Source organism: Pseudomonas sp. lyk4-R2A-8, assembly GCF_030209095.1.
Lineage (GTDB): Bacteria > Pseudomonadota > Gammaproteobacteria > Pseudomonadales > Pseudomonadaceae > Aquipseudomonas > Aquipseudomonas quebecensis.
Genome location: NZ_JARVSS010000022.1, coordinates 147,568 through 167,147, shown reverse-complemented (window position 1 = coordinate 167,147; position 19,580 = coordinate 147,568). Strand labels below are relative to the sequence as shown.

Here is a 19,580-nt window from a genome sequence, read left to right as displayed (position 1 = left end):
ATAACGGGTAATATCTCTAACTGTTATCTGTTTTGCAGATAACGACGGCAGACTGTGTTCAATTCATCGCACGCACTTGGTGGGGCTGGACATCGCTCTGGTCATTGCGCGACCTTGCAGCAGCAGCGCCAGCAAGGCGCTCAGGGCCAGCACGATCAATAAGGCGCCATACCCATCCGTGGTGGCAATCAGACCGAACGTGCGCGTCAGTGTGCCGGCCAACAGCGCGGGTATGCAGAAAGCCAAATAACTGAGCACGTAAAATGCCGACATCAGGCCGGCCCGTTCATGGGGCAACGCCATTGGCACCACGCTGCGCACAGCGCCCAGGAACCCGGCGCCGAACCCGCTGCCGGCGATCAGGGTGGCGATGAAGAACAGCGCCAGGCTGGCGGTGTGCACGGCCCCGAGGATCAGCGCCACGCCCATGGCCAACAGCATTGCGCCCAGGCGCAGAACCTTATGCGCGGCGCGATGGCGCAGACCATAAATCATCAACGCTCCGCTGACGGTCAGCACCGCCACCAGCGCTCCCCCGATCAGGTTCGATGTCGAGCCGGTCGCCGCGCGCACTAATGACGGCGCCAGGGACAAATAAAAACCGCCCATGGCCCATACCGCGATATCCACCGGCAACGCGATCCACAGCGCGCGGCGGGCCTGGACAGGCACATGCAAGGTCGGCCACAACGACGCCAGTGCTCCTGGAATACGGCTGACCGTTTCCGGCAGGCGCCATACCGCCAAGGCCTGCAACTGCAGGCCGCCGAACAGCACCCAGTAAATCAACCGGGTCGGGGACGGCGCGTACTCCACCAGCAGGCTGCAGCCCATCGCACCACAGGCCATACCCAGCAAAGGCGCAAGGCTGTTGATCAGCGGGCCTTGCTCGCGATCGGTATCCAGCAGCGCCGCACCGAGCACGGCGGTGGCCATGCCGGTGGCAAAGCCTTGCAACGTGCGCGCAGCGATCAGCCAGGCCACGCTGCTTTCATTGATAAACAGCAGCATCGCCAGCATTTCCAGAATCAGCGCAGCGAAAATAATCGGCTTGCGCCCCAGGTAGTCCGACAGTGAGCCCACCGTCAGCAGCGCCGCCAACAAGCTCAGGGCGTACACGCCGAAGATCAGCGTGAGCATGCCCGGGGAGAAATCCAATTGTTGCTGATACAGGTGGTACAACGGCGTCGGCGCGCTGGACGCGGCAAGAAACGTCAGCAAGGTGATCGCCAGAAACACCAGGCTGGGACGATGGGAAGTAAGGCTGGACATGCGCACGCTCCGTTAAAGCTAATATTTTGCTTTTGTGGAGTGTGCTATCCGTTGGCGCTTAAAGCAAATTATTTGTGTTAAGGTCACGCCCATGGTGATTAAAGAAGGCCTACGCCCGGGAGGCCGCAGTGCCCGGGTACAAGCGTCGGTACATAGCGCGGTGCATGAACTGCTGGAAGTGCATGCGCGTTCCAGCGTGACAGTGCCGATGATTGCTGCGCGCGCCGGGGTAACCCCGTCGACCATCTACCGACGCTGGGGAGACCTCGGCGCCCTGCTCGCCGACGTGGCCCTGGCGCGCATGCGACCGGACAGCGAGCCGGCCGATACCGGCAGCCTGCGCGGTGACCTGCGGGCCTGGGCCGAGCAATATCTGGATGAAATGAATTCGGAGCCGGGGCGCATGATGATGCGCGATGTGCAGTGCAGCCAGACGCCAGGCTATTGCGTGAGCATTCTGAGCGCGCAGCTGCAGGCGATTGTTGACCGCTACCCTGCCGACACGGCGCCAAGCGTGGACCGCTTGATCAACCTTCTGGCCGCGCCCACGGTGTTTCGCATTCTGTTTTCGAACACGCCTTTGACAGTTGCAGAGCTGCATGCGTTGATCGAGCTAGCACTGAAGGCGTGACGCAAAACTAAAGGTGGGAGGGAGCTTACCCCCCCACAGGGGCTCAGGTGCGCATCCCGCGCCCACTCACCAGCAGCCGCGCACAACCGATATACAGAACCACGGTGGCCACGACCATGAAGGTAATCGCCACGCTGATCTTGATATCCGACACGCCGAGGATGCCGTAGCGGAAGGCATTGACCATATGCAGCACCGGGTTGGCCAGCGACACGGTCTGCCAGAACGGCGGCAGCAGGCTGATGGAGTAGAACACTCCGCCCAGGTAGGTCAGTGGCGTCAGCACGAAGGTCGGGATGATCGAGATGTCATCGAAGTTGCGTGCAAACACGGCGTTGATAAAGCCCAGCAGCGAGAAGATAGTCGCCGTCAGCACCACCACCAGAATCGTCACCCCGAGGTGATGGACCTGCAAGTGAGTGAAGAACAGCGACAGCAGCGTCACGATCACCCCGACCATCAAGCCGCGCAGCACACCACCGAGGGTGTAGCCGATCAGGATGGTGTGCGGCGACACTGGCGACACCATCAGCTCCTCGATGGAGCGCTGGAATTTGCTGCCGAAGAAACTCGAGACCACGTTGCCGTAGGAGTTGGTGATCACCGACATCATGATCAGGCCAGGCACGATGTACTCCATGTAGGTAAAGCCACCCATGTCGCCAATCTGGCGGCCGATCAGGTTCCCGAAGATCACAAAGTACAAGACCATGGTGATCGCCGGCGGCAGCAACGTCTGCGGCCAGATCCGGGTAAAGCGCTTCACTTCGCGATAGACGATGGTCTGCAGCGCGACGAGGTTGGGTTGCAGTTCGGAACTCATACCGCCACCTTCGCCAGATTTTTCTCCACCAGGGACACGAACAACTCCTCAAGGCGATTGGTTTTATTACGCAGGCTCAGCACCTCGATGTTCTGGGTGGCCAACTGGCCGAACAGCGCGGTGATACCCATGGCTTTATCCACCTGGACTTCCAGGGTGCGGCTGTCTACCAGGCGGCTGGGGTAGCCTAGCAACTGCGGCGCGGTCGTCAGTGTGTTCTTCAGGTCCAGCAGAAACGTTTCCACATGCAACTGGCCAAGCAGGTTGCGCATGCTGGTGTTCTCAACAATGGTGCCGTGGTCGATGATGCCGATGTTGCGGCACAACTGCTCGGCCTCTTCCAGGTAATGCGTGGTGAGAATGATGGTGATGCCCTTCTCGTTCAGCTCGGTGAGAAAGGTCCACATCGAACGTCGCAGCTCGATGTCCACGCCGGCGGTAGGCTCGTCGAGAATGAGCAGGCGCGGCTCGTGCACCAGTGCGCGGGCGATCATCAGGCGCCGCTTCATGCCGCCTGACAACGAGCGCGAAGGCACGTCGCGCTTGTCCCACAGGCCCAATTGCGTGAGGTACTGCTCGGCGCGTTCCTTGGCGATTTTCGCTGGAATACCGTAGTAGCCCGCCTGGGTCACGACAATATCGAAGGTCTTTTCGAACTGGTTGAAGTTGAATTCCTGGGGCACCACGCCGATGGAACGCTTGAGCGCCGCCGGGGATTTGTCCAGGTCATGGCCGAAGATATTTACCGTGCCGCTGGTCTTGTTAACCAGGGTGGACAGGATACCGATGGTGGTGGATTTGCCGGCACCGTTGGGGCCGAGCAAGGCGAAGAAATCACCTTCGGCAACGTCCAGATCGATACCACTCAGGGCCTGGAAACCGTTGCCGTAGGTTTTGGTTAGCTGCCGGATGGACAGAGCGGAACTCATATCGGATTACGCACCAGAGAAGGGAATAGAAAGAGTAGATGAGGGCACGCCGCCCTTAGTTCAACGACGGCGCAGGACAGGCATGGTGCTTGGCCGCGCCGTACAAGTACAGTCACCTGTATTAATAGTGGGTATTAAGTCAACGCGGTCATAACCGCTTTTCGGTAGGCCGGGCGTTGCTGCAAACGCTGGTACCACGCCTCCAGATGGGGCATGGCAGGCCGTTCGATGGGCATTTCAAACCACGCGTAGATAAAGCTGCCCAAGGGAATGTCGCCCATGCCGATGGCGTTGCCGGACAGGTAGGGTTGTTCGGCCAGGGCCTTGTCCACCATACCGAGCGCGTCGATGCAGGCGTTGCGCCCGGCATTGATGGCGTCCCAGTTCCGTTGCTCCGCCGGCGTGCGCACGATGCCCCAGAACACTGCTTTGAATGGCTCGGCGAGGGTTGAGGTGGTCCAGTCCATCCACTTTTCCGCGTTGGCGCGGGCCTGAAGATCGGTCGGATACCAGCTCGCCCCGTGCTTGGCGCACAGGTAGCGCACGATGGTGTTGGACTCCCACAGCACGAAGTCACCGTCTTCGATCATCGGCACTCGGCCGTTGGGGTTCAGCGTCCGATACTGCGGCGTGTCGACCACGCCGAAAGCCCCGCCTGCATCAATGGCTTCATACTCCAGGCCGAGCTCCTCGGCGCACCACAGTGCCTTCCTGACATTCGATGAATTTTTACGACCCCAGATTTTCAGCATGACCGCGCCTTCGTGGATGGGTGGACGCAGCAGCATACGCCGGTTCACAGGCGGCTTAAATCCGTCCGCAGGTCGCCCAGCAAGGGAGGCGGCGCATCGTCAAACAGGTGCGGGTAACATTTCTGCAGGTGGGCGAAGAAAAATTCCTCGGGCACATCCACAAACTGCCCATGGTCGACCAGATACTCCATCGACCGCTGGCCCTGGCGATTGTAGGCCTGGAAAACGCTGTCATTGATGCCGTCGAACGGCAGCGGCGGCACATCGAACAGTTCGCACAACTGGGCGTTGAACGCCGGCGTCGCCTTGACCCAGCGACCGTGCAGGTACAACTCGGTGTACCCGTGCATGGCGAACACGTCACTCTTGAGCAACGCGATCAGACGTGGGGTCGACAGGTGATTGCGCACGTCCGCCAGGCCGATGCGTGCGGGGATGCCGCAATGCCGGGCGCAGGCGGCGAGCAAAGTGGCCTTGGGCACGCAGTAACTCTCACGGCTGGCCAGGGCGAAGCTGGCACTGAGGGTGCGCGGATCGCGGCTGAAGGTATAAGGGTTGTAGCGAATCTGCTCACGCACCGCGTAGTAAAGGCTGACCGCCTGGTCATTTAAATCCGCGCTGGTTCCGCGATGTTTTACCGCGAACTCCACCACGGCAGGGTGGTCACTATCGATGAAGCGGCTGGGACTCAAGTACGCATTCATGATGTTTGATCTCCGAGGCAAGCCTGGAGTTTAACCACAGGCCCAGCCCACGGATAACGACGATTCGGCCAAATGTCGGCGCCCGCTGCAGGGTGCTTTCAGCACAACTCGTTACACCCTGACCACCGCGCTTTCTCGGATGCCGACTAAGCTCCCTGGTGGTTTCGCCCTGGTTTCACGGAGGATTGAATATGCTGTTGTTGTGGATACTGGTTCTGGTGGTCGGCATCGCCTACCTGGCACACCGCCGCACCGCGCCCCTGCCCGCTCTGGGCGTGGTCGCCGTTTACCTGCTGGCGATGGGCGCCTGGAGCCACGCACCAGGCTGGTTGCTGGTGATCCTTTGGGTGCTGCTGGCCGTGGTCGCGGCGCCGCTGCTGCTACCCGACCTGCGTCGCCAATATTTCACCAAGCCGCTGTTCAGCTGGTTCCAGAAAGTGCTGCCGCCGATGTCCGAAACCGAGCGCGACGCGATCGACGCAGGCACCGTATGGTGGGACGGCGAGCTGTTCAGCGGGCGTCCCGACTGGGACAAATTGCTGGCCTACCCCAAGGTGCAGTTGACCGAAGAAGAGCAGGCCTTTATCGACGGTCCCACCGAAGAACTCTGTGCAATGGTCAGCGACTGGGAAATCGGCCAGGCCATGGACCTGCCGCCCGCCGCCTGGGAGCACATCAAGACTCACGGTTTCTTTGCCCTGATCATTCCCAAGGAATACGGCGGCAAGGGTTTTTCGGCCTACGCCCATTCACAGGTCGCGATGAAGCTCGCCACCCGCAGTGGCGATCTGGCCTCCACCGTGATGGTACCCAACTCCCTCGGCCCCGCCGAATTGCTGCTGCATTACGGCACCGATGAACAACGCAACCACTACCTGCCGCGCCTGGCGCGAGGCGACGATATCCCGTGCTTCGCCCTGACCGGACCGCTGGCCGGTTCCGACGCCGGCGCCATGCCCGATACCGGCGTGATCTGCAAAGGTGAATGGGAAGGCCAGGAAACCATCGGCCTGCGTCTGAACTGGGAAAAACGCTACATCACCCTTGGTCCGGTCGCGACCCTGCTGGGGCTGGCGTTCAAGGCGTACGACCCCGACCACCTGTTGGGAGCGGAAGAAGACCTGGGCATCAGCCTGGCCCTGATCCCCACCGACACTCCCGGTGTTGAAATCGGTCGTCGCCATTTGCCTTTGGGTGCAGCGTTCATGAACGGCCCCAACTCCGGCAAGGACGTGTTTATCCCCCTGAGCTACCTTATCGGCGGTCAGGAAATGCTCGGCAAGGGTTGGATGATGCTGATGAACTGCCTGTCGGTAGGCCGTTCGATTTCGCTGCCGGCGGTGGGTACAGGCGCGGCGAAGTTCACCAGCCTGGTGACCGGCCAGTATGCTCAGGTGCGCGAACAGTTCAACGTGCCGCTGTCGGCCTTCGAGGGCATCCAGGAAGCCCTGGCCCGCATAGGCGGCAATGCCTGGCTGATGGACAGCGCAAGGATGCTGACCGCCAACGCGGTCGACCTGGGCGAGAAACCCTCGGTGCTGTCAGCCATCCTCAAGTATCACCTCACCGAACGTGGTCGTGAATGCATCGGCCACGCCATGGACGTGCACGGCGGCAAGGGCATCATCATGGGCCCGAACAACTACCTGGGCCGCAGTTGGCAAGGCGCGCCGATCTTCATCACCGTTGAGGGCGCAAACATCCTGTCGCGCAACCTGATGATCTTCGGTCAGGGCGCCATCCGCTGCCATCCGTTCGTGCTCAAGGAAATGGCGCTGGCCGGACGTGAAGACAAAGACCAGGCACTCAAGGAGTTCGACAGCCTGCTGATGCAGCACATCGGCTTCGCCGTCAGCAACGCCGCCAGTACGCTGGTGCTGAACCTGGGTATCGGCCATTTCGAAAAAGCGCCGGGTAACCGTCTGAGCCAGGGCTACTTCCGTGCCTTGAACCGCCAGGCTGCCGCCTTCGCCCTGCTCGCCGACCTGAGCATGATGCTGCTGGGGGGTGAATTGAAACGTCGCGAACGCTTGTCGGCGCGTCTGGGGGATGTGCTGAGTCACATGTACCTGGCATCGGCTGCGCTCAAGCGTTACCACGACCTGGACTCGCCGGACCACCTGCAACCGCTGTTCGCGTGGGCCATGGAAGAAAGCCTCGGTGAGTCGGAGCGCGCCCTGGATGAATTGCTCAGCAATTTCCCGAACAAGGTACTGGGCGGCCTGCTACGGGTGATTGTATTCCCGTTCGGGCGCCGCCATACCGGCCCATCGGATGCACTGGATGCCGAGGTGGCCGCAGTGATCGGCCGCGCCAAAGGCGACCCGACCCTGGAAGAATTGCTGGCCGGCTGCTATCGCCCGCAATCGGCGGAAGATCCGGTGGGCGCCCTGCAACACGCCTACGACCTGCTGAGCGCCAGCCACCCGTTGCAAAAGAAACTGCACATCGCGCTCAAAAACGGCCAGCTCAAGCCGGCTGCCGGCGAGCACGCCATCGACGCGGCACTCAATGCCGGCGTGTTGCAAGCGGCTGAAGCGCAAACACTGCGCGACGCCGAAGCGGCACGCCGCAAGGTGATCGATGTGGATGATTTCAGCAAGGAAGAACTGGCCCAGGCCGAGGGCAAAGTCCGCTGATACGAGCGGTCATATAATTACGGGCGCATGAGCTATATACTCTCGCGCCCGTTTTTGCTTTGAGGACTTATCTCGTGTCCAACGTCGTTGCCGATCATCTTGTCTTGCTCGACCACCTGCGCAGCATCCTGGTTGCTGTCGGCGAAGCCGAACAAGTGCCCGAGGAAAGTCACGCCCTGTTCCTGGAGCGCTTCGACGAATTGCGCGCCCTGCTGCCCATCGACCCGATCGAAAGCCAGTACCTGGGCCAGGACCTGATGAGTCAGGTCATCCTGCGTTACCCGCAAATTGCCCACCTCGTACCGCGCGACCTGCTGTGGTTCTTCGGCGGCGATTGCCTGCACTTCATGCCCGACGAAGAACTGGACCTCTACCAAGCGCTGGAAGAACGTCGCTACGAAGCCGAGCAGAACGATGAGCCGTTCGATTGGAACCAGGAAAAACAACTGCTGGCCATGCCGGAAGACCAAAGCAAGCACTGACCTTTCCAGGAGCGAGCCCGCTCGCTCCTAACGTTTTTTCAGGGTCGGCTCCTTGGCCATGCACGCCACCAGATAATCAATAAATACCCGCAGTTTGGGTGGCAAATAGCGCGTCGGCGAATGCAGCAGCCACGCCTCGCCGTGGTACGACGCAATAAAATCCCACCCCGGCAACACCTGCACCAGATGCCCCTCCTCCAAGGCATGGCGCGCCGTGAAATACGGCAGGCTGCCAATACCCACATGCTGCAACACCGCATCCAGACGCACGCCGGTGTGGTTCGCCGCATAGCGCCCGCGCACCGCAACGGTCACGGCCTTGGTGCCCCGGCGAAATTTCCAGCGTGAGTCAGCAGGGGTTTCCCCCAGATAAATGCAGCTATGCGCCGCCAGATCATGGGGGTGGCCCGGCGTACCGTGCTCGGCCAGATACTGCGGTGTCGCACAGAGCAAATGTTCTATCGGCAACAACTGCCGGCCCACCAGCCCCGGCGGCGGGCTGTCGGTAATGCGGATACTCAGGTCAACGTTGTCATCGATCAGGTCCACATGCCGATCCTCAAGGATCAGTTGCACATCTACCTGGGGATAGCGTCGCAAAAATTCCGGCATGTGCGGATGCACGACAAACCGACCCACCGCCTTGGGTACGCTGACCCGCACCAGCCCTTCGGCCTCATGGGTGAACTGGCCACTGATCTCCATCACCGAGCGCGCCGCGTTGACCATCTCCTGGCAGCGCTTGAATACTTCTTCACCGCCTTCGCTCAGGCGCAGCTTGCGCGTAGTGCGTTGCAGCAGGCGGGTCGCCAGTGCCTGTTCAAGGCGCGAAATACTTCGGCTCACCGCCGAGGGCGAAACGCTCAGTTGGCGTGCCGCTTCGGAAAAGCTGCCGGCCTCTACCACTTTGACGAACATCGCCATTTCACCCAACAGGGGCAACGGAAGATTAATGCTCATGACGCACAGGTCCATTGATAATTGAACGGATTATCACCCATTCCTGCGGTATTTATACTGTCAGCAGAACCTTGATGCGGATGCAGATGATGACCGAACGCCTGTTTTTTACCCACGACCACCTGAGCGCCGAGCTTGAAGTGTTGAGCTGCACGCCCCACGAAAATCACTTCGCGGTGATCCTGCAATCGACCCTCTTCCATCCCCAAGGCGGCGGACAGCCGTTCGACACCGGCTGGCTCGGCGAAAGCCACGTGCTGCGTGTCACCCAGGAGGCCGGGCGCGTGGTGCATTATGTCGACCGCCCTGTGGAGACGGGTCCAATCACCGCAAAGGTCGATGAACAGCGCCGCGCCCTGCACACGCGTCTGCATTCGGCCGGTCACCTGATCGGCAACGTCGGCGAAACCCTGGGTTGGATGCCGATCAAAGCCCACCACTGGCCGGGCGAAGGCAAAGTGACGTTTATCCGGGGCGAAGCGGCGCAAGCCATGCAGGCCGAAGCGATTCAACAGCAACTCAGCGAGTGGATCGCCGCCGACTATCCCCGTCATATGGTCGTGGACAACGGCACCCGCGAAGTCGGCTTCGGCGAACTGCCCGCCTACGCCTGCGGCGGCACGCATGTGCAGACATTGAGCGAATTGGGCCAAGTGAAGATCCTCGCCCTGTCCGAGAAAAAGGGCGCGCTGTCAGTACGTTACACCCTGGATTAACGCGCGTGCTGCACATGCCGCCTCAAGCGGCGCTCTTGCGTCACACCCTTCAAACCGCAATCGCCCCTGCCCGCCCCGGTTCCACCGCGAACGATTTGAGGGTCGACACCGTTGCCGCCGGATCGCGCGGGTCGCTGATCACGCGCAGGTGCGTGAGCATCTGCCGCTCCTGGACCTCCACCGAAACGTAGCCGCGCTGGCGACTGTCGAAAAACTTCACATGAGGGTTCATAGGCAGGATCTTGCTGAACGCCTCGTACGGCGGGCCATCGGACGTCACCGAGGTGCCGACGAATTCGGTGGCAACCACCGGCGAGTCCGGGTCGTTGCCATCGACGTGCAGGTCGTTGGCCCAGAACGAATGGATATCACCGCCCCAAAACACCGGATTCTTCACGCGGTGGCGCTGGATAGACGCCAGCATCCTTGAGCGGTTGGCCATGTAACCGTCCCAACCATCGGTCCAGCGCCCCGGCTTGTGGTTAGTCAGGTCGCGCTGGATCAAGGGGGCCACCAGCAGATCCTGGGCAATCACGTTCCACTGCGCCCGGGATTGGGCAAAGCCCTGATCCAGCCACGCCTCTTGCTGCCAACCCAGCATTGTGCGACCGGGATCGCGCAAGTCGCTGCACGGATTGGTCACTACCCGGCCCTGATGACTGCCATTGGCCAGCACACAGGGCTGCTCGGAGCGGTATTGCCGGCCATCGAGCACATGGAAACGTGCCAGTCGCCCGTAGTCCAGGCGCCTATATATGCGCATGTCGGCGCCCCTGGGCAGGCTGCTGGTACGCAATGGCATATGTTCGTAATACGCCTGGTAGGCCGCCGCCCGCTGCTGCAGAAATTGCTCCAGCGCAATCTTCGGGTCCTGGGACCAACGGTTGGCGTAGTCGTTCTGCACCTCGTGATCGTCCCAGGTGGCGACGCTGGGCGCGGCGGCGTGCAAGGCCTGCAGGTCAGGGTCGGTTTTGTACAACGCGTAGCGGTTGCGATAATCACTGAGGCTTACCGCATTACCGCTGCCATGGGCGCGAAACACCTTGCCAGAGTCCGGCGCGTAGGAACTGTCGTAGATATAGTCGCCCAGGAAAAACACCAGGTCCGGCTGCTCGGCGGCCAAGTGGCGATACGCACTGAAATAGCCACGCTCCCAATGGGAGCACGAGACAAATCCCACACGCGCCGACGTCATTGCCTGCACCGGCGGGGCGGTCCGCGCCTGCCCAACCGGGCTTTGCGCCCCCAGCCCTTCGAACTGATACCAGTACGGTCGCCCCGCCTGCAGCCCGGCGACCTCCACATGCACCGAATGCGCAAACCGTTCGCTGGTCATGACCTCGCCTTGCCGCACAATGCGCGTCATCCCGACATCGCTGGCCACTCGCCAACGTACCGGTACCGCGCGGCTCAATCCTCCACGGCCGTCCACAGCATTGAACAACGGGGCCAGCCGCGTCCAGATCACAAAGCCATCCGGCAGCGGGTCACCCGAGGCCACCCCGAGGGTAAACGGATAATCCACCCCGGCGCTTCGTGTATACGGGCTGAGGATCGAAAATGTAGTAGCAACCGCGAGCCCGGCCAGCACCCGACGTCGGCCGTGATCGACCGAGCCACTCATACCCTGGCCTCCCAGTCAGCGCGCAAGGTGGCGAACACCAGCATGTCTTCATGCACACCGTTCTTGAGAAACGCGCCGCGCAGGCACCCCTCGTAGCACAGGCCGATGTTCTCCATGACCCGCGCCGATTCTTTATTACGGCTGAAGCACTGACTGCCCACGCGGTGCAGTCCCAATGCCTCGAAGCCATACGCCATCAACGCGCTGGCAGCCTCAGCCGCAAACCCTTGGTTACGCTCAGACGCCGCTACCCAGCCGCCCAAGTGCCCATACCCGTGGGCCGTGTTGATGCGCAGACTGACGACGCCGATCAACCCATCGTCGTCGCGCCGATGCATGCCCAGGCTCAGCAACCCCGTAGCGCGAAATTTTTCCTGCATCCCCTCGATAAATTCCTGCGCGGTTTGCAGCGTATAGGGCGACGGGATACTCGCCGTGTTCTCGGCGATGTTCGGCCCGTTGGCCAGCTCGCACAACCGCTCGGCCTGGTGCGGTTTCAGCACACGCAACAGTAAGCGCGGGGTCGACAGGTGTGGCAATTGGTTACTCATTCCCAGAGGCCCTCGATGTAAATTTTCTGAGAATGCGCAGCTTGTATTTCAATTCTGTGAAGCTCTGAAAATGACCGGTAAGTCTTCTGTAAGACGCGTCCTAGAGCCGTCAAAACGTCAATTAAAGTTAACCGTTCGGTCATTTTTGCTTGTTAGCGTGTCGCCCCTAATTCAATAACGGGGTAAGGGAATGAGAACCTGGGACGAACCGAAAAAACGCAAGGCGCACATCGAATTGATCCCGATGATCGACGTGATGATGTTCCTCCTGGTGTTTTTCGTACTCGTGAGTCTGAACGTGATTCCGGCCCTCGGTATGAAGACTCAACTCCCCAGCGCCAGTAGCTCGCAGCAGCTCAAGCCGCAGAATAAATTCATCCTGACCCTGGGCCTGGAAGGTCAGTTGCAACTCGACGGCAAGGCCATTGCGGTGGATGCCCTGGTGCCGGCGCTGAAAGCTGCGCAAAAGCCCGACGCGAAGTCGACCATCATCGTTAACAGTGACAAGGGCGTGGACGTCGCGCGCCTGGTGGAGGTGATGGACACCCTGCGCCTGGGTGGCTTCACCTCCGTGTCCATTGCCACGCGTAAGTCCTGACTATGTACGTTCTGTTTCGTGCGCGCCAACTGCTGGGCAGTGTCCCGGCCGTGATCGCCCTGGTGCTGATTGCCCTGGGTATTCAGTCCCAGACCTTGAAGGTCGAGCCGGTGTATGACGAGTCGGCAGTCGAGCTCGCCCTGGTCGAACCCGAACCGCAGCCCGAGCCGCCAGTGATCCCGGAACCGGTGGCTGAGCCGCCACCGCCGGTGATCGAGGAAGCGGACGCCGAGCCGGCGCCCCCGCCTCCACCGCCTAAACCGTTGCCAAAACCCGAACCCAAGCCCAAGCCCAAACCGCTGCCCAAACCGGTAGTGGCGAAAGCCGCGCCTGCTCCGCCCCCGGTTGCCGCCGCCAAACCGGCGCCAGCGGTAACCGCCCCCGCGGCAGCTGCACCGGCACCACCCGCGCCGCCGAAAGTCGACGGCCAAGCCTTGGAGGGTGGCTATCTCAAGGGCCTGCGCAACGAGCTGGACACGTACAAGCAGTACCCCACCGGCCGCCAGGCGTCTCTCGAACGCCCCAGCGGCGAGGTAGTGGTCTGGCTGCTGGTGGATCGCCAGGGCCGTGTTCTGGATTCCGGCCTGCAGACCCAGGCGTCGAGCATGTTGCTCAACCGGGCCGCCACCAACAGCTTGCGGCGTATCAAGCAAGTCAAGCCGTTCCCCGAGCAAGCCTTCGGGGGCCGCAATGAGCAACGCTTCACCGCCACCTTCAACTACAGCGTGCAATAAGCACCCGACACCAGGACGACACTGATGAGGTTCACACGGATTCATCTGGCACTCGTTGCCGCAAGCATGGGACATGGCATGGTCATGGCAGACACCCGCGACAGCGACGTCGGTACCATCGGCGTGCAAGGCAAGGCCACGGCGGGCGGCGGCTATATGGTGCAGGAAGAAAGCATCAAGGGCCGCTCCACGGTGACCAAGGAAGCGCTGGATAAACAGACCGCCACCGGTAACGCCGTGGACAAGCTCAAATACACCCCGGGCCTGAACATCTCCAGCGAAGACGCCACCGGTCTGTCGGGCTTTCGCTTCACCATGCGCGGGCTCAACTCCGACCAGGTGGGCATGTCGGTGGACGGCATGCCGATCAACGACTCAGGCAACTACGCGCTGTATTCCAACCTGCTGGGCGATCCGGAAAACATCGAGCAGATCTTCGTCACCCAGGGATCGGCGGAAGCGGACGGTCCGCACATCGGTTCCAGCGGCGGTAATATCGGCATCGTGACCATTCGCCCGTCCAAGGAAACCGGCGCGTTCGTCAAACAGATCATCGGCAGCAACGCCACCCGCAAGACTTTCGCGCGACTGAACACCGGCGAAGTCAACGGCCTGAGCAACTGGCTGTCGGCCTCGCATACCGAGGGCGACATGTGGCGTGGCTCCGGCGCCGTGCGCGCGGACAAGGTGGAGTGGAACAGCTTTTTCGACGCCGGCGAAGGCAACACCGCCAACCTGATCCTCAAGTACCACGAGCAGGACAACAACAGTTACAGCCAGTTGACCAAGAGCCAGTTCCAGCAGAACGGTCGCAAGTTCGACCCCTACCCCGCCACGCCGGCCGTGGGCAGCAATGGCAAGGTCAACAGCTATTACGCGCTGGCGCAGAACCCATTCCAGACCTTTACCGGCGTGCTCAACACCCAATTCAAACTGGCCGACAACCTCGCCCTGTCGGTGATCCCGTACTACTACTGGGGCAACGGCAGCGGCGTCGGCTCATCCAGTTATGCACTCAACCGCGGCTCCAACGTGGGCGGTGTGTTCGACCTGAGCAACTTACCTACCGCCGCCCAGTACAACGCCGACGGTTCGTCCACCACCGGCGTCTACTACCGCCCTTCGCGTACGCAGACCTGGCGTCCGGGCATCACCACCAAACTGAACTGGGACCTGGAAGAACACAGCCTGCAATTCGGTTACTGGTACGAGCGCGCACGCCAGAGCCAGACCCAGCCGTTCATTGCCCTGAAAAACAGCGGCAAACCCAGCGACACCTGGCCGGACGGCGACGCCGTGGTGGATGCCAACGGCAACACCGTGCAGGGTCGCGACCGATTCACCGTGACCCCGGCGCAGAAGGTCTGGGCCCAGGACACTTGGTACATCAACCCGGACTGGACCCTGGTGGCCGGCCTGGCCTACATGAACGTCAAGCGTGACGGCACCAACCACGGCAGCCTTACCGAGCAGGCGGAAAAACGCAGCCAGACGTATAACAAACTGCTGCCCAACGCCGGCCTCAAATACCAGTGGGATGAGCGTGACCAGCTGTTCTACAGCCTCTCGCGCAACATGCGCATTCCGCAGAACTACGTGCTGTATGACAAAGGCGCCGGTTCGATCGACGCCAAGCCGGAAACCAGCTGGAACCACGAATTGGGCTGGCGCTACACCGATGAAGACATGACCGTGGCCGCCACGCTGTTTTATATGCAGTTCAAGGATCGCCAGGTCTCGTCCAAGGACATCAACGGCGACTTCGCCGACATCAACGCCGGCTCCGTCAACAACAGTGGCCTGGAACTGGAATGGAGCGGCCTGCTGCCGAACCACTTCAACTACTACACCTCCTACACCTACACCAAGGCCGAGCAACAGGACGATCTCACCGTCTATAACGCCGGCACAGCCATCCTGCTGCCCACCAGCGGCAAGCAGTTCGCCAACGTGCCGAAGAACATGCTGGCGGCCAACATTGGTTATGACGATGGCCGCTACTACGGCACCTTCGGCGGCAAATACACCAGCAAGCTCTACGGCGACCTGACCAACGACGAAGCCATCTCCGGCCGTACCGTGTTCAACGCCGGTGCCGGCATCTACCTGCCGGTGGACAAGAAAGTGGTGAAGGACGCAACCCTGCGCCTGAACGTCGACAACCTGTTCGACAAGAAGTACCTGGACGGCGTCTACACCACCAAGACCAACGCCGCCAGCTACAGCGGTTTCCGTGACGGAGACCCGGCCTACATCGTGGGCCTGGAACGCACCGTGACGGTCTCCCTGGAAGCCAATTTCTAATTGCGAGGTAAGCGAACATGGACATGAATCTGCTCCACGACATCACCTTCTATGTGATGTACGCCGCGATGGCGATAGCCATCTTCATCACCATCGAACGCGGCATCTACTTCGCCTATGTGCGGCGCCAGGCGCGCGCGTTGAACCAAGTGCTGGGCGCTCAAGTGCACAGCGAACGCGACCTGCCCCAGGCGTTGACCCGTCGCCCTAGCCTGCCCCTGAACATGGTGCTGCCGGTGCTGGCGCAAAAAGCCTCCCACGGCTCGCGCAAAGACCTGGACGATGTGATCGAAACCCAATATTTAAGCACCCGCGCGCCCCTGGCCCGCAGCCTGTGGATTATCGAAACCATCACCACCGCCGCGCCGCTGCTGGGGTTGCTGGGTACCATCCTCGGTATCATCGACACCTTCAAGGCGTTGGCCACGGCGGGTGTGTCGGACCCGGGGCAGATTTCCGGCGGCATCGGCACGGCCCTGTTCGCGACAGGTTTGGGGATCGCCATTGCGCTGTTCTGCGTGGTGTTCCACAACTTCTTCCAGGACAGCCTGGAACGCATCAACGACCAACTGAAAATCCTGTTGATCCGCGCCGCCACCGGCGCCCGCGTGCAGAACGAAGCACCGCACCTGGTAACGGCGCCGTTGCACACCCGCACGGCCTGAGGTTCCCGGCGGGCGCTTGATGCGCCCGCCGTTCTTTTGCCACAGAGGTCCTGAATGTCTGTTTTCTTAAAATTGCGCATCATGGGCCTGGCCGGCGTACTGATCAGTCCGCTGGCCCAGGCGGACTTTTCGATTCCGGGCTTCGAACTGGTGCACACCGTGCCGGTGGACACCACCCTGGGCACCGACGATCTGCGCGAGCCCGGGCCGGTGTGGATCGAACTGTTCGACGGTGCCAGGAGCCGCATCGATATCGGCCAGTTCTATGCCGCCGATCATCCGGGCTCCGTGATGGATCGCGTGATCGAACGCCTGGAAGCAGCCGGCAAACGCGGTGTGAAAATACGTTTTCTGCTGGAAGAAAAGGGCCTGCGTTTGTCGGACGCCGCCACACTGCAGCGCTTGCGCGCCATCCCCAACCTGACGTTCCGCGTACTGCCTTACGCGCAAGTGAGTGGCGGCATCATCCACGCCAAGTACATGATCGTGGACGGTCAACAAGCGTTTGTCGGCAGCCAGAATTTCGACTGGCGCTCCCTGGAACATATCCATGAAACGGGCTTGCGCATCAGCGATGCCACGGTGGTGGGCCAGGTACAGGCGATTTTCGAACAGGATTGGCAAGCCCAGCAGGCACTGGCCGAACACCGGACGGTGCCCCTGCCGGCGACCGGCCAGCTGCCGGCGCGTACGGGTAACTACCTGGTTGCCAGCCCGCAACGTTACAACCCGCCCGGAGTGGGTGACTCCCAACTGGAACTGCCGCGTCTGCTGGCGGAGGCGAAAAAAGAGATACGCGTGCAATTGCTCGACTACGCACCGCTGTCCTACGGGCCGGACAACACGCGCCCCTATTACGCAGTCATCGACAACGCCCTGCGCGCCGCCGCAGCGCGTGGCGTGGCGATCAAGCTGATGGTGTCCGACTGGAACACCGACGCGCTGGAACTGCCCTATCTGAAAAGCCTGGCAGTGCTGCCCAATGTGCAGGTCAAAATCGTCACACTGCCCCAGGCCAAAGAAGGATTTATCCCCTATGCACGGGTGATCCACAGCAAGACCCTGGAGATCGATGGGCAGGTCGCGTGGGTGGGCACCAGCAATTGGCTGGGCGGCTATCTGGATAATTCGCGCAACCTGGAGGTGGTGATGCGCAACGAAGCGATGGCCAGCCGCGTAGGGGATTTGCACCGGCAATTGTGGGACGGACCCTATGCCAGAGCCCTCAACGCTACCGATGAATACCCCGAGCCGCATCCTGGCCAGCATTGACCGGCAGCACCTGAGTGGTGGTAGTGTGTGGAAATGTTTCTGACACATTGATCAGAAACTTCCTACTCACTACCTGCAAAGGAATGCGACTTTCCATGCACTTTCCACTCAAGCAAATCGTGGCTGCCAGTCTGTTCGCGGCCAGCCTTACGGCCGTTACCACACCCGCTTTCGCGAACATCACCGCTGAGCAAAGCACGGCGATACTCAAGCAATTCGGCGAAACGCCGGCCAGCGATTTCCGCAGTTTCCTCGCCACCCTGGCCAAGGGCGATGTGGGTAAAACCGCCGATGTAGGCCCGGCAATCAACGCCTTTCTCTCCAACAAAACCCTGAGTGCCGACCAGCAGAACGAAATCAACCGTTTGCTGGGTATTTACACCAGGGTCAAATACGGCAAGGCCGCTCTGGAGACGCTGCGCGAGCTGGTGGAAATCCCAACGTTCAACGTCGACGGTGTGCCGCAGTACAAGAACCCGGAATTCCTCAAAATCGCCGATAAGATCCAGGCCCTGGCCAAAGCCTTCAATCTGAATTTCCGTAACGTCGACAACCGCGTATACGAAATTTCTTTGGAAGGCAGCGGCGATGAAGTAGTCGGCATCCATGCCCACGCCGACGTGGTGCCGGTGACTCCGGAAAATTGGGTGCTCAAAGATGGCACCAAGCTCGACCCGTTCAAAGTCACGCTGATCGGCGACCGCATGTATGGCCGCGGCACCGAGGATGATAAGAACGGGATTGTGGTGGCGATGTATGCCATGAAGGTGATCAAGGAAGAGAAGCTGCCGCTGGCACGCCACTTTAAACTGTTGGTGGACACCACCGAGGAGACCTCCGGCGACGCCATCCCGTATTACTTCGAACACAACCCGACCCCGCAGTACAACCTGGCGCTGGATGGCGGTTACCCGGTGGTGATTGCCGAGAAAGGCTACGGCACGGTCATGGCGTCTTTCCCGCGTCGCAAAGGCGAAGGCAACGGCGCGGAAATCATCGCGATGACCGGCGGCATGGCCACCAACCAGATTCCGTCGGCGTCGGTTGCCACGCTGGTCACCGACCAGCCTGCCGAACTGGCGGCGAGCCTGCAGAAAGCCGGCGCGGAGTATGCCAAGCGCAACGGCGGCGACTTCGAGGTGGCCGCCAAGGTCGAGGGCAAGGATGTGAAACTGACCATCACCGGCGTGTCGGCGCACTCGTCCGAGCCGGAGTCGGGCGTCAACCCGGTGGCGCGCATGCTGGAGCTGATCCACAGCGTCGACGGCAAGATTGCCCTCAAGCACAACCACATCACCGATGCTGCGCACTATGCGTCCGACAATTGGGGCCTGGATTACTTGGGCGGCAAGTTGGGCGTCGGCTTCGCAGACGACTTTATGGGTCCTTTGACTACTTCGCTGACGTTTGTCGGCCAGGATGAAAAAGCCTTCAAACTGGCGGTGAACCTGCGCGTGCCGAAGGGCAAGTCACCAGAAACGCTGAAAAAACAAATCGCCGACAAACTGAGCGCCTGGGACAAGACCAGTAACGTCGCGGTGGATTTCACTTATTCGATTGCCGAGCCGATGTACCGCAACCCGGAAGGCGAATGGGTGAAAGCGCTGCTGGCGGTCGCCACTGAAAACCTGGGCATGGAGCACAAATTCGGCACGTCGGCCGGTGCGACCTCGGTGCATGAGTTGCCCAACGGCGTGCAATTCGGCCTGGCGCGTCCGGAAGTTAAATACACAGGGCACACCGACAACGAATTCAAGACGGTCGATCAGTTCTTGCTGGACTTGCAGATCGTGACCGAAATGATGGGCCGCGTCGGACAATTGCCTAAGCTCTGACAGCAAAAAGCCCGCCGTGTATTGGCGGGCTTTTCAGACTGAGTAAAAATCAAGCGCACACAAAAACGCCGATCATCGCTGATCGGCGT

At 60.9% G+C, this 19,580-nt stretch carries 18 protein-coding genes; 10 read left to right on the top strand and 8 right to left on the bottom strand.

What is annotated here, in order from left to right:
- Positions 1-63: 63 nt before the first annotated feature.
- Positions 64-1,272, bottom strand: coding sequence for an MFS transporter (locus tag QRN10_RS20515; RefSeq protein WP_285429009.1), 1,209 nt, complete (start codon positions 1,270-1,272; stop codon positions 64-66).
- A gap of 91 nt (positions 1,273-1,363) precedes the next feature.
- On the opposite strand from QRN10_RS20515, the gene QRN10_RS20510 reads away from it, so the two are divergent.
- Positions 1,364-1,903, top strand: coding sequence for a TetR/AcrR family transcriptional regulator (locus QRN10_RS20510; protein WP_253511717.1), 540 nt, complete (start codon positions 1,364-1,366; stop codon positions 1,901-1,903).
- A 43-nt stretch (positions 1,904-1,946) separates the two neighbouring features.
- On the opposite strand, the gene QRN10_RS20505 is transcribed toward QRN10_RS20510, so the two are convergent.
- The 4 genes from QRN10_RS20505 to QRN10_RS20490 form a co-directional block, all read right to left on the bottom strand.
- Positions 1,947-2,726, bottom strand: coding sequence for an ABC transporter permease (locus tag QRN10_RS20505; protein WP_181079925.1), 780 nt, complete (start codon positions 2,724-2,726; stop codon positions 1,947-1,949).
- Positions 2,723-3,655: an ABC transporter ATP-binding protein gene (locus tag QRN10_RS20500; protein ID WP_181079926.1), complete on the bottom strand. Its 933-nt coding sequence runs from the start codon at positions 3,653-3,655 to the stop codon at positions 2,723-2,725. Before QRN10_RS20500 ends, QRN10_RS20505 begins: the two co-directional genes overlap by 4 nt.
- Before the next feature lie 134 nt (positions 3,656-3,789).
- Positions 3,790-4,407 carry a glutathione S-transferase family protein gene (locus QRN10_RS20495; protein ID WP_266248686.1) on the bottom strand — a complete coding sequence of 206 codons (618 nt, stop codon included), beginning with the start codon at positions 4,405-4,407 and terminating at the stop codon, positions 3,790-3,792.
- Positions 4,408-4,451: 44 nt separating this feature from the next.
- Complete coding sequence (locus tag QRN10_RS20490; protein ID WP_253511714.1) at positions 4,452-5,111, bottom strand: transglutaminase-like domain-containing protein; 660 nt, start codon at positions 5,109-5,111, stop codon at positions 4,452-4,454.
- A gap of 191 nt (positions 5,112-5,302) precedes the next feature.
- Here QRN10_RS20490 and QRN10_RS20485 point away from each other — a divergent pair, with 191 nt between their 5' ends.
- Together QRN10_RS20485 and QRN10_RS20480 are read left to right on the top strand one after the other, a co-directional pair.
- Positions 5,303-7,750, top strand: a complete 2,448-nt coding sequence (locus tag QRN10_RS20485; RefSeq protein ID WP_285429008.1) for an acyl-CoA dehydrogenase — start codon at positions 5,303-5,305, stop codon at positions 7,748-7,750.
- Between the two features lie 74 nt (positions 7,751-7,824).
- The gene (locus QRN10_RS20480) at positions 7,825-8,232 is read left to right on the top strand and encodes a PA2817 family protein (RefSeq protein WP_266248683.1); all 408 of its coding nucleotides are present in this window, start codon (positions 7,825-7,827) and stop codon (positions 8,230-8,232) included.
- A 27-nt stretch (positions 8,233-8,259) separates the two neighbouring features.
- Here the strand turns inward: QRN10_RS20480 and QRN10_RS20475 are convergent, their stop codons facing one another.
- Positions 8,260-9,192: a LysR family transcriptional regulator gene (locus QRN10_RS20475; RefSeq protein ID WP_181079931.1), complete on the bottom strand. Its 933-nt coding sequence runs from the start codon at positions 9,190-9,192 to the stop codon at positions 8,260-8,262.
- Positions 9,193-9,281: 89 nt separating this feature from the next.
- Between QRN10_RS20475 and QRN10_RS20470 the strand changes: the two genes are divergently transcribed.
- Complete coding sequence (locus QRN10_RS20470) at positions 9,282-9,908, top strand: alanyl-tRNA editing protein (RefSeq protein WP_285429006.1); 627 nt, start codon at positions 9,282-9,284, stop codon at positions 9,906-9,908.
- A 49-nt stretch (positions 9,909-9,957) separates the two neighbouring features.
- On the opposite strand, the gene QRN10_RS20465 is transcribed toward QRN10_RS20470, so the two are convergent.
- Positions 9,958-11,532: an alkaline phosphatase D family protein gene (locus tag QRN10_RS20465; protein WP_285429005.1), complete on the bottom strand. Its 1,575-nt coding sequence runs from the start codon at positions 11,530-11,532 to the stop codon at positions 9,958-9,960.
- Positions 11,529-12,083 carry a GNAT family N-acetyltransferase gene (locus tag QRN10_RS20460; protein ID WP_253511699.1) on the bottom strand — a complete coding sequence of 185 codons (555 nt, stop codon included), beginning with the start codon at positions 12,081-12,083 and terminating at the stop codon, positions 11,529-11,531. The genes QRN10_RS20465 and QRN10_RS20460 overlap by 4 nt, the downstream gene beginning before the upstream one ends.
- Positions 12,084-12,273: 190 nt before the next feature.
- On the opposite strand from QRN10_RS20460, the gene QRN10_RS20455 reads away from it, so the two are divergent.
- The 6 genes from QRN10_RS20455 to QRN10_RS20430 all read left to right on the top strand — a co-directional run bounded on the left by QRN10_RS20455 (position 12,274) and on the right by QRN10_RS20430 (position 19,491).
- Complete coding sequence (locus QRN10_RS20455) at positions 12,274-12,681, top strand: ExbD/TolR family protein (protein ID WP_181079935.1); 408 nt, start codon at positions 12,274-12,276, stop codon at positions 12,679-12,681.
- A 2-nt stretch (positions 12,682-12,683) separates the two neighbouring features.
- On the top strand, positions 12,684-13,415 hold the full coding sequence (locus tag QRN10_RS20450) for an energy transducer TonB family protein (protein WP_285429003.1): 732 nt from the start codon (positions 12,684-12,686) through the stop codon (positions 13,413-13,415).
- 24 nt (positions 13,416-13,439) lie between these two features.
- The gene (locus tag QRN10_RS20445; RefSeq protein WP_253511696.1) at positions 13,440-15,719 is read left to right on the top strand and encodes a TonB-dependent receptor; all 2,280 of its coding nucleotides are present in this window, start codon (positions 13,440-13,442) and stop codon (positions 15,717-15,719) included.
- A gap of 17 nt (positions 15,720-15,736) precedes the next feature.
- Complete coding sequence (locus QRN10_RS20440) at positions 15,737-16,384, top strand: MotA/TolQ/ExbB proton channel family protein (RefSeq protein WP_181079938.1); 648 nt, start codon at positions 15,737-15,739, stop codon at positions 16,382-16,384.
- Positions 16,385-16,438: 54 nt separating this feature from the next.
- Positions 16,439-17,656 (top strand): phospholipase D-like domain-containing protein, encoded by a 1,218-nt coding sequence (locus QRN10_RS20435; protein ID WP_285429001.1) that lies wholly within the window; start codon positions 16,439-16,441, stop codon positions 17,654-17,656.
- A gap of 95 nt (positions 17,657-17,751) precedes the next feature.
- Positions 17,752-19,491 (top strand): dipeptidase, encoded by a 1,740-nt coding sequence (locus tag QRN10_RS20430; protein WP_285429000.1) that lies wholly within the window; start codon positions 17,752-17,754, stop codon positions 19,489-19,491.
- Positions 19,492-19,580: the final 89 nt, after the last annotated feature.

What these genes read in the sequence shown, in the direction of transcription:
- QRN10_RS20490 (WP_253511714.1), bottom strand. Translation starts at nt 5,111, where the DNA reads ATGAATGCGTACTTGAGTCCCAGCCGCTTCATCGATAGTGACCACCCT.
- QRN10_RS20465 (WP_285429005.1), bottom strand. Translation starts at nt 11,532, where the DNA reads ATGAGTGGCTCGGTCGATCACGGCCGACGTCGGGTGCTGGCCGGGCTC.
- QRN10_RS20470 (WP_285429006.1), top strand. Translation starts at nt 9,282, where the DNA reads ATGACCGAACGCCTGTTTTTTACCCACGACCACCTGAGCGCCGAGCTT.
- QRN10_RS20505 (WP_181079925.1), bottom strand. Translation starts at nt 2,726, where the DNA reads ATGAGTTCCGAACTGCAACCCAACCTCGTCGCGCTGCAGACCATCGTC.
- QRN10_RS20450 (WP_285429003.1), top strand. Translation starts at nt 12,684, where the DNA reads ATGTACGTTCTGTTTCGTGCGCGCCAACTGCTGGGCAGTGTCCCGGCC.
- QRN10_RS20435 (WP_285429001.1), top strand. Translation starts at nt 16,439, where the DNA reads ATGTCTGTTTTCTTAAAATTGCGCATCATGGGCCTGGCCGGCGTACTG.
- QRN10_RS20460 (WP_253511699.1), bottom strand. Translation starts at nt 12,083, where the DNA reads ATGAGTAACCAATTGCCACACCTGTCGACCCCGCGCTTACTGTTGCGT.
- QRN10_RS20485 (WP_285429008.1), top strand. Translation starts at nt 5,303, where the DNA reads ATGCTGTTGTTGTGGATACTGGTTCTGGTGGTCGGCATCGCCTACCTG.
- QRN10_RS20495 (WP_266248686.1), bottom strand. Translation starts at nt 4,407, where the DNA reads ATGCTGAAAATCTGGGGTCGTAAAAATTCATCGAATGTCAGGAAGGCA.
- QRN10_RS20475 (WP_181079931.1), bottom strand. Translation starts at nt 9,192, where the DNA reads ATGAGCATTAATCTTCCGTTGCCCCTGTTGGGTGAAATGGCGATGTTC.
- QRN10_RS20430 (WP_285429000.1), top strand. Translation starts at nt 17,752, where the DNA reads ATGCACTTTCCACTCAAGCAAATCGTGGCTGCCAGTCTGTTCGCGGCC.
- QRN10_RS20445 (WP_253511696.1), top strand. Translation starts at nt 13,440, where the DNA reads ATGAGGTTCACACGGATTCATCTGGCACTCGTTGCCGCAAGCATGGGA.
- QRN10_RS20455 (WP_181079935.1), top strand. Translation starts at nt 12,274, where the DNA reads ATGAGAACCTGGGACGAACCGAAAAAACGCAAGGCGCACATCGAATTG.
- QRN10_RS20515 (WP_285429009.1), bottom strand. Translation starts at nt 1,272, where the DNA reads ATGTCCAGCCTTACTTCCCATCGTCCCAGCCTGGTGTTTCTGGCGATC.
- QRN10_RS20440 (WP_181079938.1), top strand. Translation starts at nt 15,737, where the DNA reads ATGGACATGAATCTGCTCCACGACATCACCTTCTATGTGATGTACGCC.
- QRN10_RS20500 (WP_181079926.1), bottom strand. Translation starts at nt 3,655, where the DNA reads ATGAGTTCCGCTCTGTCCATCCGGCAGCTAACCAAAACCTACGGCAAC.
- QRN10_RS20510 (WP_253511717.1), top strand. Translation starts at nt 1,364, where the DNA reads ATGGTGATTAAAGAAGGCCTACGCCCGGGAGGCCGCAGTGCCCGGGTA.